This window comes from Thalassovita autumnalis, assembly GCF_001458255.1.
Taxonomy (GTDB): domain Bacteria; phylum Pseudomonadota; class Alphaproteobacteria; order Rhodobacterales; family Rhodobacteraceae; genus Thalassobius; species Thalassobius autumnalis.
On the sequence record NZ_CYSB01000030.1, the window covers coordinates 66,759 to 80,904 of the forward strand.

Consider the following 14,146-nt stretch of genomic DNA (forward strand, 5'->3'; position numbering starts at 1 on the left):
AAAAAAATTCCACAGGGTTATGCACAGGGCCTGGTGTGGGCTGATTGGCGAGGGGAATGCTGCAAAGCCTATGCCATATAGGGGCCGCCTCAGCAGAAATGAAAAACGCCCCCAAACTTTGGGGGCGTTAAACGTTTGTTCAGCTTTTTGGGCGAAGATCAGAGAATCTTGATGTTCGCGGCTTTGATGTCAGCCAGGAATGCAGCTAGGCCTTTGTCCGTCAGCGGGTGGTTGGCCAGCGCTTTGATCACCGCAGGCGGGGCGGTGATGACATCGGCACCCACACGGGCGCAGTCCTGCACGTGGTTGGCGGAACGGATCGATGCAGCCAGAACTTCGGTTTCAAAGCCGAAGTTGTCATAGATGGTGCGGATGTCTTCGATCAGGTCCATGCCATCAAGGGCGATGTCGTCAAGACGGCCGATGAAGGGGCTGATGAAGGTGGCGCCGGCTTTGGCTGCTAGCAGCGCCTGATTGGCCGAGAAACACAAGGTGACGTTCACCATGTGACCTTCGCTGGTGAGGGTTTTGCAGGCTTTCAATCCGTCCCAGGTCAGCGGCACTTTGACGGCGATATTGTCGGCGATTTTGACCAGCTTACGGCCCTCGGCGATCATTTCATCCGCGTCGGTGGCGGTGACTTCGGCCGAAACCGGGCCGTCAACCAGATCACAGATCTCTTTGGTGACTTCCAGAATGTCGCGACCGGATTTCTTGATCAGCGAGGGGTTGGTGGTTACACCATCCACCATGCCCAGATCGTTCAGCTCGGCAATGGCATCGATTTCGGCAGTATCAACGAAGAATTTCATCGGCGTTCCCTTTTGTGGCGCGACGTGTCAGATTTCGTCCCTGCCTTTACCGCATGACGGGCAAGGGGGCTAGCCCTTGGGTGGCGAATTTGGGATAGAGGCCGAAAGAGCGGGGGCGAAAGGCAATGACGGGGCAGGTTCAGCCGGATCAGCAAGAGTTTTTTGACCCCGGCACATTGGTCGGTGTGCTGACCACGCAACCCCTTGATCGCATTCTGGATTACAAAGCGCCCGAGGGCGGGTGCTGGCGGGGCGCTTTTGTTGAGGTGCCGCTGGGCCCCCGCAAGGTGCTTGGCGTGGTCTGGGGCGCTGGGCAAGGGGGCTATGATGCCAGCAAGATCCGCAGCATCTTGCGCGTTCTGGATGTGGCGCCGATGCGGGATGAGCTGAAGCAATTTCTGCAACGCTCGGCTGATTATACGCTGACGCCGTTGACGGCGATGTTGCGGCTGGCGACCCGCGCGCCGGGGTTGAGTGATCCCCCGTCAATGCAGAAAATCTACCGTCTGGGGCAGGGCGAGCCTGACCGCAGCACGGCGGCGCGCACCCGCGTGTTGGACACGCTGCGGGACTATGGCGGTCTGGCCTTCACGCTGAAAGAACTGGCTGAGATGGCCGGGGTCTCTTCGAGTGTTGTTAAGGGTTTGGTAAAACAAAACGTGGTATTGGAGGAGGACCGTCCGCGTGACCTGCCGTTTGCCCGTCTCGATCCAGACCATGCCGGCAAAACACTGACCGAGGCACAGGGGGAGGCGGCCGCGAAATTGCGCGCGGGTGTGGCGGCGCAGACCTATGGCACTACGCTTCTGCGCGGCGTCACCGGTTCGGGCAAGACCGAGGTTTATCTGGAGGCGGTGGCCGAATGTCTGGCGCAGGGGCGACAGGCCTTGGTTCTGCTGCCGGAAATTGCGCTGACGGCGGAGTTTTTGACCCGCGTTGAGGAACGGTTTGGCGCTAAACCCGCTGAGTGGCATTCGGGCGTTACCATGACGGAGAGGCGCCGGATCTGGAAAATGGTTGGGCAAGGCGGCGCACAGATGGTGATCGGTGCCCGATCGGCGCTGTTTTTGCCCTATCAGAACCTGGGCTTGATCGTTGTCGATGAAGAACATGATACCTCTTACAAGCAAGAGGAAGGGGTGCTGTATAACGCGCGTGATATGGCCGTTTTGCGGGCCCATCTGTGCGGCGCGCAGGTTGTTTTGGCGTCTGCAACACCATCGCTGGAAACCTGGGTGAACGCTGAGGCCGGGAAATACGAAAAAATCGATCTGGTCAGCCGCTATGGGCCGTCGGTCATGCCGGATATGCGCGCCATCGACATGCGGCAGGAGAAGCTGCCGTCAAATCGCTGGATCTCGGATAAGCTGAAACATGAGGTTTTGGCGCGGGTTGAAAAAGGCGAACAGTCACTGCTGTTTATCAACCGCCGCGGCTATGCGCCGGTGACGATTTGCCGGGCTTGCGGCCATCAGATTGCCTGTGATGTTTGCGATGCGCGGATGGTGGAACACCGGTTCCTCAAACGGCTTATGTGCCATCAATGTGGTGAAACAAAACCGGTGCCAACGGAATGTCCAAACTGCGCGGCTGAGGACCGGCTGGCCCCGGTTGGTCCGGGGGTAGAACGCTTGGCCGAGGAGGCGACAGCGCTGTTTCCCGATGCCCGGGTGGTGACGCTGAGTTCGGATATGTTTGGATCAGCCCGCGCGCTGAAGGCTCAGATCGCAGAAATCGCTGAGGGTGGTGCCGACATCATCATTGGCACCCAGCTTGTTGCCAAGGGGCACAACTTCCCGCTGCTCACCCTTGTGGGGGTGATTGACGCGGATCTTGGGCTGCAGGGCTCCGACCTCAGGGCGGCGGAGCGGACTTTTCAGCTGATGCGTCAGGTGGCGGGTCGGGCTGGGCGTTCTGAGCGCAAGGGTGTTGCGTTTATGCAAAGCTATCAGCCTGAGCATCCGGTGATCCGCGCAATCCTTGCCGGTGATGAGGAGGGGTTTTGGCGGGCCGAAGCAGATGCACGCCGGTTGGCAGGGGTGCCGCCCTACGGACGCATGGCGGGCATCGTCATCAGCGCCCCCGATCCGCAACAACCCTTTGATATGGGATCGGAAATGGCGCGAAGGAACGCGCCGTTGCGGCAAATCGGTGCGCAGGTCTTTGGCCCCGCACCAGCGCCGATCGCCCGGATCCGCGGGCGGCATCGTGTGCGGCTGCTGGTCAAGGCTGAGAAAGGCGCACCATTGCAAAATGCGCTGGCAAAATGGCTGCAGCAGTTTCGGCCGGGAAACCAGTTGCGGATTTCCGTTGATATCGACCCGCAAAGTTTTTTGTAGCCCTTAACGTTTTGTTGGTGGTTTTGCGTCATTCTGCCATGGATCAAGCGGTGGCGGCGCGACTGGCGGGCTGATCAATCAGCCAATCCGTTGCCATTGCGCCGATCCACATTGCAAATAGCGCGCACCAGGCCGTCGCCACAAAGATGGACCCACCCGTGACCCCTGCGCCAATGGCGCAGCCACCTGCCAGCATGCCGCCAAACCCCATCAGGGCGGCGCCGAAAATTGCGCGGCGCATATTTGCCGCGCCCTCATAGCCTTGGAACTTCAGCTCCTTGGTGATCCAAGCGGCGAGAAAGGCGCCGATGAAAACACCCGGAACCAGCCCGATGTCAAATTCCAGCACGGCGGTGCGGTCCAGGACAAACATCAAGCTATGCGCGGAAGGGCCCGTGAACGTAGCGCTTTCGACCTGTATCGGGTCAAAGGCGATTTGCGATAGTCCAAAGGTCAAAACCCATCCAAGGGCGACCGCAAAGCCAACGCCTGAGGCAAAGATCAAACGGGCAACGCCTATACGGTTGCGATGGGCCAGAACAAGGGCAAAACCTGCCAGCGCAAGGCCCAGATACAGGCCCGAAATGGCCGGCAGGTTGAGGGCGGTCAAAAGGTCTGTGTTCCGACCGCCCGGGGTGATCCAAAGCCCGGCTAGAACCTCACGTGGCGCGGAGAGCAGACCTGCGAGGGTCATCTGCGCAACAACGGCAAAGATCAGCCCGGACACCAGCGATCTGAGATTGCCGGTGGCCGCCAGAACCAGCAATCGCCCGGAACACCCCCGGGCCAGTACCATGCCGGCGCCAAACAGCAATCCGCCGATGATGGCGCCAGACCAACTGCCGGGTACTGCCATCATCCGGGCATCTGCGGCCCGCATCAGCCCCAGCATCTCGGCCGCCTGGACCCAAACTACTGCGGTGGAGAAGGTCAGCAACCAGACAGCAACGCGGTCATCCCAGCGCCCCCTAGCAAAGGAGACCGTGGCGGCGCGTAGACAAAACCTGGACCGTTGCGCCGCAACGCCGAAGCACAGCCCGGTGATCAGGCCAAGCAGCGCTGCGGTGGGTGCTTCGCCGATGCTGTCCACAATGTTGAGGAGTGTCATCTCAATCCCTCTTTGTCATTCGAGTGCGAGAATATAAAATCAAATATTAGAATGTATTTGATTTGGATCATGCGCAGGACAGATCTGGCCGAAAGGGGGCGGGGCGACGCATCCTCCGACAAACGCTGCCAGTTCAGCTGCGCCAATCGCGCAGATGCGCTTTTTTGACGGGGCGACTGTGCATCTGTGTGGGGGCTCAGCGCTCGCCTTTTGTGTCAATTCGGCGTAATGCCGAGGCATGAAAACGATTTATCCCCTTGAAGAGGCGCAGCAGCTTCCGGTCTGGCGCCGTCCGATTACTCTGCTTTTCCTGATGGCCGCGGCAATGCCCATTGCCTTTTCCACCTGGTCTGCGCTCTTGAACAACTTCGTCATCGAAATGGCGGCATTTGATGGCTCTGACATTGGTTGGCTGCACACCGTACGGGAGATCCCTGGCTTTCTGGCCATCGGGGTGATCGCCATCATCATGTTCATGCGGGAGCAGGTGCTTGGGATCGTGTCACTGGCGCTGCTTGGGGTGGCGACGGCGATCACGGCGTGGTTCCCCTCGATGGGGGGGATCCTGACCATCACTATGCTCAGCTCCATCGGGTTTCACTACTATGAAACGGTGAACCAGTCGTTGCAGCTGCAGTGGTTGCCGAAAGATCGCGCGCCGCAGATGCTGGGGTGGATCATGGCGGCGGGGTCGGCTGCAACGCTGATCGCCTATGTGCTGATCGTGCTCAGCTGGGAGCGCTTCGACCTAACCTATAACGTGGTGTATCTGCTGTCAGGTGGTCTGACGGCATTGATCGCGCTGTTCTGTTTTGTGGCTTACCCGCAGTTTGAAAGCCCCAATCCGCAAGTTAAGAAGTTCATTCTGCGCAAACGCTACTGGCTTTACTATGCGCTGCAGTTCATGGCTGGTGCACGGCGGCAGATTTTTGTGGTTTTTGCGGGCTTCATGATGGTCGAGCGCTTTGGCTTCGACGTGCATGAGGTGACCGGGCTCTATCTGGTGAACCTGATGGCCAATATGCTGCTGGCGCCGGTTTTTGGCAAAGTGGTGGCACGCTATGGCGAACGCTGGGCGTTGATCTTTGAATACGTCGGCCTTGTCACAGTGTTCCTGGCCTATGGCGGCATCTACTGGTTTGGCTGGGGCGTGGTGCTGGCATCGATCCTTTATGTGTTGGACCACCTGTTCTTTGCCCTGGCGCTGGCGCTGAAGACCTATTTCCAGAAAATCGCGGATCCCGGCGATATCGCGCCCACGGCGGCGGTGGCTTTCACGATCAACCATATCGCTGCGGTCTTCTTGCCGGCGCTTCTGGGCTATCTGTGGCTGATTTCACCCGGCGCGGTGTTCCTGCTGGCTGCGGGTATGGCGGGCACATCGCTGGCCCTGGCCTGCTTGATTCCGCGCCACCCAGAGCCAGGCAATGAGACCGTGTTTGCCCGTTTTGCCCGCGCTGCACCGGCCGAATGACGCGCCGTCCTTATAGTACTTCACGGCACCTAAGCCATTTGGTGCTGCCTTGACCCGACGGAGTGACCCCATGGCCGAAGCCAACACAGCCAAGCCTGCATCTGAAAAGCCGGCGGGTAAAGCCGCGGCGCCCCAGGCAAAATTCACCACAGGGTCGACCATGCGCCATGTGGTGGTGATGACGCTGACCAGTGCCTTTGGCCTCAGCTTCATGTTTCTGGTCGATTTTCTGGCCCTGTTCTGGGTCAGCCAGCTGAAGGTTGAGATGTTGATTTCGGCCATTGGCTTCGCCGCAACCATTCAGTTTTTTGTGCTCTCGGTGGCCATCGGGATGATGATCGCCGGGGTTGCGTTGGTCAGCCGGGCGCTGGGCATGGGCAAGGGGCAAAGGGCGCGGCGCATTTCCACGGTCATTCTGATCTATAGCGTTGGGATCCAAACAGCGATTTCGGCGCTGACCTATGTGTTCCTGGATCCGTTGCTGGGGCTGACCGGTGCCAGCGGCGAAACGCTAGATGTGGCCAAGAGCTTCTTGATGATTTCGCTGCCTAGCCTGCCGATCATGGCGGCGGGCATGTGTGCCTCAGCGATTGTGCGGGCGGTGGGGGACGCCTGGCGGGCGATGATGGTGACCGTTATCGGTGGTGCGGTCGCCGTGGTTCTGGACCCCTTGTTCATCATCTATTGGGGCCTTGGGATTGAGGGCGCCGCGATGGTGATCGTCGCCTCGCGTCTGGCGATGGCCATTGTTGGCATCTACTGGGTGATCGCCACCCATAACATGCTGGCCCGGCCGCATCGGCGTGACTTTAGCGATTTTCTGAAACCCTATCTGGCGATTGCGCTGCCTGCGGTGGCCACGCAGCTGGCTACACCATTTGGCAACTGGCTGCTGGTGCGTGCCATTGCAGAACATGGTGACAGTGCCGTGGCCGGTTTCGGCGTTGTGTCGCGTCTGACTATTCTGGGCTTTGGCGGCATTTATGCGCTGTCCGGGGCCATTGGGGCGATCATCGGGCAGAACGCCGGTGCCGGTCTGGGGGACCGCGTGCGTGAGGCCTATGTGGATTCGATCAAGTTCTGTGTGATGTATACGGGGCTGACCTGGGTCTTGATGGCGCTCTGCGCCAATCTGATCGTGACCGCCTTTGGCCTCAGCCCCGAAGGGGCGGAGATCGTCAAGGTCTTCTGCTACTACGCGGCAGGCACCTTCGTGTTCACCGGCGCGCTGTTTGTGGCCAATGCGACCTTCAACAACCTTGGCAAACCTGTCTGGTCAACGCTGGCCAACTGGACCCGCGATGGCATCCTGATGGCACCGCTGGCCTTTGGCATGGGCGCGGCCTTTGGTGCGACGGGGGTGGTCTGGGCGCAGGCGGTGGGCAACACCATTGTTGGCATCGCGGCCGGCTGGGTGGCCTGGCGCTATGTCAAATCGGGGCGCGGGATTGAGCCGCAGCGCGCAGCCAAGGCTTGACCCCGGACGAGGTGGCGCGTAGGCGCTGCTGCAAGACTTGAAACCCGTGATGTTCCTGCCTCGGAGGCCGCTATGCCCACTTACACCGCCCTGACGACCCTGCCCGGAAAAGCACCAGCCGAGGCGCTGGGCGAAGCGATGGAGCGTCTGAACCCGGAACCCACCGGTGTGGGCGTCTTTGAGATCGAAGACGATTCAGGCCTGTGGGAAGTGGGCGCCTATTTCGTTGAGGCCCCGGATGAGGCAGGGCTGGCGGTGCTGGCGGCGGCCTTTGATGCCAAGCCATTTGCCATCTCAGAACTGCCCGAAACCGATTGGGTGGCCAAGGTCAAACGGGAACTGGCCCCGGTCGAGGCTGGTCGTTTCTTTGTTTATGGCAGCCATGATGCGGATCAGGTGCCGGAAAACTGTGAACCGCTGCTGATTGAGGCGGCGATGGCCTTTGGCACAGGCCACCACGGCACCACACAGGGCTGCCTGCGGGCGCTGGACCGGTTGGACAGCGAAGGTTTCACAGGGCTGAACGTTGCCGACATTGGCTGCGGCACCGCTGTTCTGGCCATGGGGGCGGCCCGGATCTGGCCGAACCCGGCCCTGGCGGGGGATATTGACCCGGTCGCGGTTGAGGTGGCTGCGGCCAACGTCAAGGTCAACGATCTGGACGGTCGGGTCAAATGTGTGGTGGCGGCAGGCTTTGGCGCCCCCGAGCTGGAGGCGGCTGCGCCTTTCGATCTGGTCTTTGCCAATATCCTCAAAGGTCCGCTGATCGATCTGGCCCCTGATATGGCATCAAACCTGCAGGAGGGGGGCTATGCGATTCTGTCTGGCATCCTGAATGAGCAGGCAGATGAGGTCATCGCGGTTTATGCACAGAACGGCATCAATCTGGCCTACCGCGAAGAGATTGGTGAATGGACCACCCTCACACTCAAGAAATAAAGGCAATTTGAGACGCAATTGCAGCGAATCTGGGGCTCTTGCCCCATTTCCGCCACATTTCGAAGGTATCCCTTACCTCAGGTAATGAGTGGGGGCTCGACCATCGGAGGTTGTTATGTCTGACGCCTTTAACGAGTTTGACGATAGGCTACGACGCATCGACAAGAACAGAGCGCGTCTGAAAAACGGCTACGTGACGGTTGTGGACCGCGATGGGTTAATCGTGGTGCGCCCGAAACGCCGCCGCGCCTCATTCCCCTGGCGGGGGTTGGTGTTTCTGATCTGCGGATTTCTGGGGTTCAAGGCCTTGCTGATGGCCAGCATGGGCTTTGGCAACTACCAGGATCGTGTGGCCAAACTGCATGAAGGCGGTCTGGTCGAAGTTGCAGGTGGCTATTTGATGCAGCCCGACCCCGTGTCTGAGTATCTGGCGATCCAGATGCGCCCCTATCTCAAATAATCTCTCTCCAGAGATCTCTCACAAAAATGGCCCTGTCAGAACGCTCAGACAGGGCCATTTTGTTTGGGAGCAAAATGGGCAGGCGTCTTAAACCTTGGCAACCATTTCGATGTCGGCGCGGGTCAGGCCGATGTCGTCCAGTTCACGATCGCTCAGACGCGACAGCGCCTTGCGGGTCACGCGGGCGTCGTTCCAGCCGGTGGCGATTTCGCGCAGGTGCGACAGGGTATCGACCACAACAAATGCGGTACGGGCGATAAGGCTGGCCAGTGCGCCAGCCTGATACTGGGTGCGGGTGTTCTCGTAGACAGCCATATCAGGAACCTTGGTGTGTGTTTCGTTACATTAACTGAGACGGCATCTAGAGCGCCTTTTTTATCCGCACAACTGGGCTGGATTGCATATCTCTTATGCAGTTTGTGCATAACGGGCTGGCATGGCGTTCGGTCAAGTAAATAAGGGGTTTCGGGCAGGTCTAAAGGTGTCGTTTTTGGACAATTTGACGACGAAAACGGAACAGGTTTGGCGGGAATGAGACAGTGGTGTCGTTTTTGATCTTTTTGCTTTCCACTTGGCGTTTGTTCCCCCTTTGTGCTAATTGAAGAAAAAAATGTTCAAAAAAGGGGGCAGTGATGCGGGTTTTGGGGATCGATCCCGGCTTGCGCAACCTTGGCTGGGGGGTGATTGAGGCTGAAGGCAGCCGCATGAGCCACATTGCCAACGGGGTGTGCCAGTCTGATTCGTCAGAAGATCTGGCCAAACGGCTGCTGTCTCTGCACGAACAGCTGAGCGATGTCTTCGCCAGTTTCCAGCCTGATACGGCTGCCATTGAACAAACCTTCGTCAACAAAGATGCCGTCGGCACCTTGAAGCTGGGGCAGGCGCGCGGTGTTGCACTGCTGGTGCCGGCACAGTTTGGGGTCAGCGTCGGCGAATACGCCCCCAACAAGGTTAAGAAGACGGTGGTCGGTGTGGGCCACGCGGCCAAACAGCAGGTCGACCACATGGTGAAAATGCAATTGCCCGGTGTGGCGATCAACGGGCCGGATGCGGCGGATGCCTTGGCCATCGCCATATGTCACGCCCATTACGCCCGCGGTCCCGGTTTTGGGACCGGCGCGGGGATGCGAATTAAAGAGGTGCGCGCATGATTGGGAAACTGTCCGGTATTCTGGATTATCACGGCGAAGATCATGTGCTGATCGATGTGCGCGGCGTCGGCTATATCGTTTACTGTTCCGATCGCACCATGGCGACCCTGCCACAAGCGGGTGAGGCGGTGGCGCTTTATACCGATATGCTGGTGCGCGAAGACCTGATGCAGCTGTTTGGCTTTCCGACGCTGCTGGAAAAAGAATGGCACCGGTTGCTGACCTCGGTTCAAGGGATCGGTGCCAAGGCCTCGCTGGCGATCCTGTCTGCCCTGGGGGCCGAAGGGGTCAGCCGGGCGATCACCCTGGGCGACATTCCGGCGATCAAATCGGCCAAAGGGGTTGGTCCCAAGACCGCGCAGCGTGTTGTGCATGAGTTGAAAGACAAAGCGCCCGGTGTGATGGCCATGGGGGGTACCCTTTCGGCGGCGATGGGAACTGAGGTGGCCGAGCCCTTGGAGGTGATCGAAGAGGCGCCGAAACCCGCCGCACGCAAACCGCGCAAACAGGCGGAACCCACGGCGGCGCAGCAATCGGCAGCGGCGCAATCTGATGCGCTGTCGGCCCTGTCAAACCTTGGCTACGCCCCGGCAGAGGCCGCAAGCGCTGTTGCACAGGCCGCACAAGACACACCCGAGGCCGACACGGGTGAGTTGATCCGTAAGGCGTTGAGCCTCTTGGCGCCTAAAGGCTAAGGTATCGCCATGATTGACGCCGATCCGAACCTGCGGCCCGACCCGCTGCCCGAAGACAATGACCGCGCCCTGCGCCCGCAGGAACTGGGGGATTTCATCGGTCAGGCCGAAGCGCGGGCCAACCTGCGTGTTTTCATCCAATCCGCCCGCCAACGGGGTGAGGCGATGGACCACACGCTGTTTCATGGCCCACCCGGTCTGGGCAAGACCACGCTGGCTCAGATCATGGCGCGGGAGCTGGGGGTCAACTTCCGCATGACCTCGGGGCCGGTGCTGGCGAAAGCCGGTGATCTGGCGGCGATCCTCACGAACCTTGAAGCGCGCGACGTGTTGTTCATCGATGAGATCCATCGCCTTAATCCGGCGGTGGAAGAGGTGCTCTACCCCGCGATGGAAGATTATGAGCTGGATCTGGTCATCGGTGAGGGGCCTGCCGCGCGTACGGTGCGGATCGAATTGCAGCCTTTCACATTGGTTGGTGCCACCACCCGTCTGGGCCTGCTGACGACGCCGCTGCGCGATCGGTTTGGCATTCCGACCCGGCTGCAGTTCTACACTGTGGATGAACTGAATGAGATCGTGACCCGCAACGCCAAGCTGCTGGGCGCGCCGGCCACGCCAGATGGCGCGCGGGAGATTGCCAAACGGTCCCGTGGCACGCCGCGTATCGCCGGGCGTCTGCTGCGCCGGGTGGTGGACTTTGCGGTGGTTGAAGGCGACGGCAAGGTCACTCAGGCGTTGGCCGATCACGCATTGACCCGTCTGGGGGTGGATGATCTGGGCCTTGATGGCGCCGACCGCCGGTATCTGAGTCTGATTGCCGAAAACTACGGTGGTGGCCCGGTGGGGATTGAAACCATCGCCGCCGCGCTGAGCGAAAGCCGCGATGCGCTGGAAGAGGTGATTGAGCCGTTCCTTTTGCAACAGGGGCTGATCCAACGCACGCCACGGGGCCGGATGCTGGCCGCCAAGGCCTGGCGGCATATGGGGCTGCAGGCGCCACAACGTGCGGAGCCCGGCGCGGGGCAGGGCACGTTGTTTGGGGGCGATGGAAAATAGCCTAGGCGCGTGCCGCGCTGGTGCAGATGAGTATTTGCAGAACATTGAAAGGGCGCGGTGCTGGCCCTTTGGCGTGGTTCACGTTATGCGGGGGCCGTTCCTGCCGTTCTGAGGATAGACCATGACGCCCGAAGCCCTGAGCCCCGAAGCTGTTCAAGCGCTGTTCACCCGTGAAAACGGGGAATATGTCTTTGCCCGCTGGGGCCGTCCGATCGTGCCGGTGGTCTTTGGTGTGGAAGAAGAAACGCTGGAAATCGTCAAAGGTGCGCTGGAGGCGGTTGTGGTGCTGGCCGGGCACAAAATGGCGGAAACCGATCCTGAGTTGGGCGCCAACCTGATGTTTTTTTTCTTCAAGGACTGGGCGGAGCTGCTGGAGGTGCCAAACCTCGACCAGCTGGTGCCGGATCTGGCGGAACTGGTGGGCAAGTTGAAGGCGCAGGACGCCAATCAGTACCGCGGCTTCCGTTTTGATGATCTGGGCGCGATCCAGGCGGCCTTTGTGTTTGTGCGGATGGATGCGCAGATGGCGAAGATGCCCGCCGAAACACTGGCGCTGACCCAAGTTGTTCAGGTGATGCTGCTGTGGTCGAACGCCGCCTTTGCCGAGACCTCTCCCCTGGCGATTGCCGGGGAGAATGTGATCCTGCGTCCCGATGTGGCCGGGGTGATCCGCGCCGCCTATGCGCCCTTGATGCCGGGATCTGATCGTGATCCCTCCCATGCGCTGCGGCTCTATGCCCGTTTGCAGGTGCAGGGGGATCTGGTGATCGAAGATGACAGCGACCAGATCCAGCGCGGCGAATGAGGCGGCTGTTCCTGGCCCTGGATCTGCCGGACAATTTGCGTGACGGGCTGATGGCCCTGCCCGAAGGGCTGGGGATCGGTCGGGAGGTTGAGGAAGAGAACCTGCATCTGACGCTGGCCTTTCTGGATGCCCAGCCTGATCACATACTGGAGCCTCTGCACGACGGGCTGACCACAGTGCAGCAGCCGCAGGTGCGGTTGCAATTGACTGGGCTGGAGCTTTGGGGCGGCAGGCAGCCGTCAACCCTGGTGATGTTGGCCGAGCGGGTGCCGGAACTGATCCACCTGCAGGAAAAACTGGCCCATCTGGTGCGCGTGGCAGGCGTGGACCTGCCGCGGCGCCGGTTCAAACCCCATGTGACCCTTGTGCGGTTCCAGCGGGGCCTGCCGCCTGAGGCACAGGCGCGGCTGGCAGCATTTATGGCAGCAGAGGGCGGCGCCAGCCTGCCATTGGCCGAGGCTGAAAGCTTTTCCATTTATCAATCAACGCTGACCGCAGATGGCCCGCTTTATGAGGCGCTGGCGACCTATCCGTTGCAACCGGTTTAAGCGGGGTCTTGCGCGGGCCGGCCTGACTGCTACGGTGCCGCCAGCAACCGAAGCCAGAAGTGATAGCATCGATGATCTACGAACTCCCCGTGCGCGTTTATTACGAAGACACTGATATGGCCGGGATCGTCTATTACGCCAATTACCTGCGGTTTATTGAACGCGGCCGTAGCGAATGGGTGCGTGAGATCGGTATGGATCAGAACGCCATGAAGGCCGAAGGCTATGTCTTTGCGGTGCGCCGGGTGGAGGCGGATTATCTGGCGCCGGCGAAACTGGACGATGAGCTGACCGTGACCACCGAGGTGACACAAGTTACCGGCGCACGGCTGGTGATGGATCAATGGGTGAAATGCAACGGCAAGGCGCTGTTTCACGCCATCGTCACGGTCATCGTGATGAATGAGGACGGTCAGCCGGTGCGGATGCCGGCAAATATCCGCCAGATGCTGAACTAGAAGGCCGATCTTTGCGCAAAAACACGCGCGTTGACGCCATTTTGTTAGCTTTCCCCTTAATTCTCAGCTAGCTTTGCCTGTAATCAAGGCCCGAAGATAACGGGCCATCAGAGCAGAGCAGGCTAATGGAAACAGAAACCCTTGCCTTGGCGCATGAGATTGATTTCTCAATGTGGGCACTTTTTGCACGCGCCACACTGACCGTGAAACTGGTGATGGTCCTTTTGGTCATCGCGTCCTTCTGGTCTTGGTCGATCATCATTCAGAAACTCATTGCCTACAGGCTGGCCCGTCGCGAAGCAGCAGCGTTTGATCGGGCGTTCTGGTCCGGTGAACCACTGGATGCGCTGTTTGATCAGATCGGGGCAGATCCTAAAGGGCATTCCGAAAAGGTCTTTGCTGCCGGGATGATCGAATGGCGCCGCTCTCACCGCGATGATGGCGGGCTGATCGCCGGAGCACAGGCGCGGATTGACCGGTCGATGGATGTAGCGATCGCCAAAGAGGCCGAGGCACTGCAAAACGGATTGCCAGTTCTGGCAACTGTGGGGTCCACAGCCCCCTTTGTTGGCCTGTTTGGCACGGTCTGGGGCATCATGGTGGCCTTTATCGGCATTGCAGAACAGCAATCGACTAACCTGGCCGTTGTGGCCCCCGGTATCGCTGAGGCGCTGCTGGCGACGGGGCTGGGCCTGCTGGCCGCAATCCCGGCGGTGATTTTCTACAACAAACTGTCGGCAGATGCGGATCGGATCATTGCAGGCTATGAGGCCTTTGCAGATGAGTTCTCGACCATCCTCAGCCGTCAGCTGGACCTCTGA

Annotated in this window: 15 protein-coding genes; 12 read left to right on the forward strand and 3 right to left on the reverse strand. The window is 59.9% G+C overall.

Annotated features, from left to right (window positions below; all coding sequences use genetic code 11):
- Positions 1-158: 158 nt before the first annotated feature.
- A complete protein-coding gene (gene fsa / locus TL5118_RS11945; RefSeq protein ID WP_058242176.1) occupies positions 159-812 on the reverse strand; it encodes a fructose-6-phosphate aldolase in 654 nt (217 codons plus the stop codon).
- Between the two features lie 125 nt (positions 813-937).
- On the opposite strand from fsa, the gene TL5118_RS11950 reads away from it, so the two are divergent.
- Complete coding sequence (locus TL5118_RS11950; protein ID WP_058242175.1) at positions 938-3,151, forward strand: primosomal protein N'; 2,214 nt, start codon at positions 938-940, stop codon at positions 3,149-3,151.
- 43 nt (positions 3,152-3,194) lie between these two features.
- On the opposite strand, the gene TL5118_RS11955 is transcribed toward TL5118_RS11950, so the two are convergent.
- Positions 3,195-4,259: a YeeE/YedE family protein gene (locus TL5118_RS11955; RefSeq protein ID WP_058242174.1), complete on the reverse strand. Its 1,065-nt coding sequence runs from the start codon at positions 4,257-4,259 to the stop codon at positions 3,195-3,197.
- A gap of 238 nt (positions 4,260-4,497) precedes the next feature.
- Between TL5118_RS11955 and TL5118_RS11960 the strand changes: the two genes are divergently transcribed.
- The 4 genes from TL5118_RS11960 to TL5118_RS11975 all read left to right on the forward strand — a co-directional run bounded on the left by TL5118_RS11960 (position 4,498) and on the right by TL5118_RS11975 (position 8,609).
- Complete coding sequence (locus TL5118_RS11960; protein ID WP_058242173.1) at positions 4,498-5,733, forward strand: MFS transporter; 1,236 nt, start codon at positions 4,498-4,500, stop codon at positions 5,731-5,733.
- A 70-nt stretch (positions 5,734-5,803) separates the two neighbouring features.
- The gene (locus TL5118_RS11965; protein ID WP_058242172.1) at positions 5,804-7,210 is read left to right on the forward strand and encodes an MATE family efflux transporter; all 1,407 of its coding nucleotides are present in this window, start codon (positions 5,804-5,806) and stop codon (positions 7,208-7,210) included.
- Positions 7,211-7,282: 72 nt separating this feature from the next.
- Complete coding sequence (locus TL5118_RS11970; protein WP_058242171.1) at positions 7,283-8,149, forward strand: 50S ribosomal protein L11 methyltransferase; 867 nt, start codon at positions 7,283-7,285, stop codon at positions 8,147-8,149.
- A 115-nt stretch (positions 8,150-8,264) separates the two neighbouring features.
- Entirely contained in the window at positions 8,265-8,609 is a 345-nt protein-coding gene (locus tag TL5118_RS11975; RefSeq protein ID WP_058242170.1) for a hypothetical protein, read from the forward strand.
- 87 nt (positions 8,610-8,696) lie between these two features.
- On the opposite strand, the gene TL5118_RS11980 is transcribed toward TL5118_RS11975, so the two are convergent.
- Positions 8,697-8,924 (reverse strand): DUF1127 domain-containing protein, encoded by a 228-nt coding sequence (locus tag TL5118_RS11980; RefSeq protein ID WP_058242169.1) that lies wholly within the window; start codon positions 8,922-8,924, stop codon positions 8,697-8,699.
- 317 nt (positions 8,925-9,241) lie between these two features.
- On the opposite strand from TL5118_RS11980, the gene ruvC reads away from it, so the two are divergent.
- The 7 genes from ruvC (at position 9,242) to tolQ (ending at position 14,146) form a co-directional block, all read left to right on the forward strand.
- Positions 9,242-9,760, forward strand: a complete 519-nt coding sequence (gene ruvC / locus TL5118_RS11985) for a crossover junction endodeoxyribonuclease RuvC (protein WP_058242168.1) — start codon at positions 9,242-9,244, stop codon at positions 9,758-9,760.
- The gene (ruvA, locus tag TL5118_RS11990; RefSeq protein ID WP_058242167.1) at positions 9,757-10,455 is read left to right on the forward strand and encodes a Holliday junction branch migration protein RuvA; all 699 of its coding nucleotides are present in this window, start codon (positions 9,757-9,759) and stop codon (positions 10,453-10,455) included. The genes ruvC and ruvA overlap by 4 nt, the downstream gene beginning before the upstream one ends.
- A gap of 9 nt (positions 10,456-10,464) precedes the next feature.
- Positions 10,465-11,514 (forward strand): Holliday junction branch migration DNA helicase RuvB, encoded by a 1,050-nt coding sequence (gene ruvB / locus TL5118_RS11995; protein ID WP_058242166.1) that lies wholly within the window; start codon positions 10,465-10,467, stop codon positions 11,512-11,514.
- Positions 11,515-11,635: 121 nt separating this feature from the next.
- Positions 11,636-12,319 (forward strand): hypothetical protein, encoded by a 684-nt coding sequence (locus tag TL5118_RS12000; RefSeq protein WP_058242165.1) that lies wholly within the window; start codon positions 11,636-11,638, stop codon positions 12,317-12,319.
- Positions 12,316-12,867 carry an RNA 2',3'-cyclic phosphodiesterase gene (gene thpR / locus TL5118_RS12005; protein WP_058242164.1) on the forward strand — a complete coding sequence of 184 codons (552 nt, stop codon included), beginning with the start codon at positions 12,316-12,318 and terminating at the stop codon, positions 12,865-12,867. Before TL5118_RS12000 ends, thpR begins: the two co-directional genes overlap by 4 nt.
- Positions 12,868-12,938: 71 nt before the next feature.
- The gene (gene ybgC / locus TL5118_RS12010; protein WP_058242163.1) at positions 12,939-13,325 is read left to right on the forward strand and encodes a tol-pal system-associated acyl-CoA thioesterase; all 387 of its coding nucleotides are present in this window, start codon (positions 12,939-12,941) and stop codon (positions 13,323-13,325) included.
- Between the two features lie 125 nt (positions 13,326-13,450).
- Positions 13,451-14,146 carry a protein TolQ gene (tolQ, locus tag TL5118_RS12015; protein ID WP_058242162.1) on the forward strand — a complete coding sequence of 232 codons (696 nt, stop codon included), beginning with the start codon at positions 13,451-13,453 and terminating at the stop codon, positions 14,144-14,146.